The organism is Thiolapillus sp. (genome assembly GCF_048562965.1).
Taxonomy (GTDB): Bacteria; Pseudomonadota; Gammaproteobacteria; order Chromatiales; family Chromatiaceae; genus Thiolapillus; species Thiolapillus brandeum_A.
Genome location: NZ_JBHNMF010000591.1, coordinates 1 through 1,932 on the forward strand (window position 1 = coordinate 1; position 1,932 = coordinate 1,932).

Sequence of the window (1,932 nt, forward strand, 5' to 3'; positions counted from 1 at the left end):
TCGAACTCCCGACATCCTGCTCCCAAAGCAGGCGCGCTACCAGACTGCGCTATACCCCGAATTTGCTTCCACTTTCCGTGAAGGCGGTGCATGATACTCAAGGCAGAAGCGATAGTCAATCTGTGATACAGCTCTGTGATGGATTCTTCTAAACCGCTATCATAGGCAGCAACTTCCGCTGAAAAGGGAAAAACAATGCCAAGGAAAACCTTTCTTCCAAGTATATTGCTGGGCCTTTTTCTGGTCACATCACAGGCCTTCGCCGGCATGTACCGATGGACCGATGACGAAGGTGATGTGGTGTATTCACAGACCCCACCGCCGGACAACCGCCCGGTAAAACCCATTGCGCCACCACCGCCACCTGCTGAGAACACCAGCCAGATTCAGCAGCAAACCCAAAAGCTGCAGGAACAGCTCGACAATATTGCCAGGGAAAGACAAGCGTGTCTTCGACCTCGTGATAGATTTTGGGACATCCCAGTCCCCAAAATCGACTCGGCCTTTGACAACCTATTGGTGCCCCAGCCGTCCTGGTCACCCAGCACTACGCAACAACTTCGCAAGCTCGTTGCTGCTCCGTACTTGCCTCCCAATGACTGGACGCCGCGTTTGGATGCCTACTTTGCTTCCCCTCTGGCGCTATGCGCACGACGGGTAAGCAGTGCGGCCTCGCGGCTACTGGGGTCTACCAGCCTTCGCTTCGCTCTCCATGGCTGGCAGCGAACGAAAAAAAGCAAAAGCAGCAGGAAGCCGCACAGGAGAAAAAGCAGAAAGCTGAAAAATGCAAGGTTGCGCGCAGTAACCTGAAAAGCATGCAGGAAAAACCGCCCAACACACTGTGGGGGCTGCCCGATGGCAGCTATCAGCGCTTTACTGTCGAAGAAAGACAAAAAGAAATCGACAAACTCAATAAAATAATCAATGAGAACTGCAAATAGGTGGCCTATGCCCTTACTGACCGTTACAACCAATATGGAAATTTACCCGGATCATCAGGAACAGATACTGATCAAACTGTCAGCCTTTGTTGCCCAGTTGCTGGGCAAGCCCGAGAGCTATGTCATGGTCCAGCTGCAGAGCGGCCAGCCTATGCTTATGGGCGGCACCAACGAACCCTGCGCCCATCTCCGGCTCAAGAGCCTGGGCCTCCCGGAAGACAGCACCGAAGGGCTTTCCACGGCACTTTGTGACGCTATTACCGGGCAGCTGCGCATTCCGGCCAACCGTATCTATATCGAGTTTGCCAACCCCGCCAGGCACATGTGGGGCTGGGACAAAGGCACCTTTGGTTAAACCTGCTCCCCAGTTCGCCTGACATTCGCCGCCCATGTTTGGACAAGATCGCCAGCGTTTGCGACGTTATTACCTGCAAGCATGGCAAAAGCAGCAGACCGGCGTGGCGATGGAACCCCTGGAATCCCTGATTGCCAACGTCATCGGGCAACACCCTGAATACCATGCCATATTGCAGTCCGAAGATGCCCTGGAAAAGGATTTCACGCCGGAGCAGGGGCAAAGTAATCCTTTCCTGCACATGGGCATGCATATCAGTCTGGCTGAGCAGATCAGCACCGACCGGCCAGCCGGCATTCGCAACACCTATCAGAAGATCAGGAACAAGCTTGGCGATGCGCATGCTGCAGAGCATCACATGATGGAATGCCTGGGTTTGGCCCTTTGGGAAGCCCAGCAGCAGAACCGCGCACCCGATGAGCAAGCGTACCTGGAATGCCTGAAAAAACTAGCCCCTTGACTGCTGTAGATACTCTGTTTCTGGTCAACCCTTATTTTCACTTTCACCATAAAATATTTGGCTCTTCCCCTGATTGAGTGGGCGCCCATCATCTAGTAATCCCATCAGGGTAAAGATCCAACCCGCCGAGATGGAAGTAAATGGCATTGGCAAACCGCTCTTTATTGCGGAAGCCT

Annotated in this window: 4 protein-coding genes; all 4 read left to right on the forward strand. The window is 53.6% G+C overall.

What is annotated here, in order from left to right:
* Positions 1-195 precede the first annotated feature (195 nt).
* From ACOCD2_RS18075 to ACOCD2_RS18090, 4 genes are read left to right on the forward strand one after another with little or no spacing between them, the layout of a single operon-like run.
* A complete protein-coding gene (locus tag ACOCD2_RS18075) occupies positions 196-810 on the forward strand; it encodes a DUF4124 domain-containing protein (protein WP_293815351.1) in 615 nt (204 codons plus the stop codon).
* A gap of 5 nt (positions 811-815) precedes the next feature.
* Positions 816-941, forward strand: a complete 126-nt coding sequence (locus ACOCD2_RS18080; protein ID WP_293649962.1) for a hypothetical protein — start codon at positions 816-818, stop codon at positions 939-941.
* Positions 942-948: 7 nt separating this feature from the next.
* Positions 949-1,296: a phenylpyruvate tautomerase MIF-related protein gene (locus ACOCD2_RS18085; protein WP_293649963.1), complete on the forward strand. Its 348-nt coding sequence runs from the start codon at positions 949-951 to the stop codon at positions 1,294-1,296.
* A gap of 34 nt (positions 1,297-1,330) precedes the next feature.
* Positions 1,331-1,756, forward strand: a complete 426-nt coding sequence (locus ACOCD2_RS18090) for a DUF1841 family protein (RefSeq protein ID WP_293649964.1) — start codon at positions 1,331-1,333, stop codon at positions 1,754-1,756.
* Positions 1,757-1,932 lie beyond the last annotated feature (176 nt).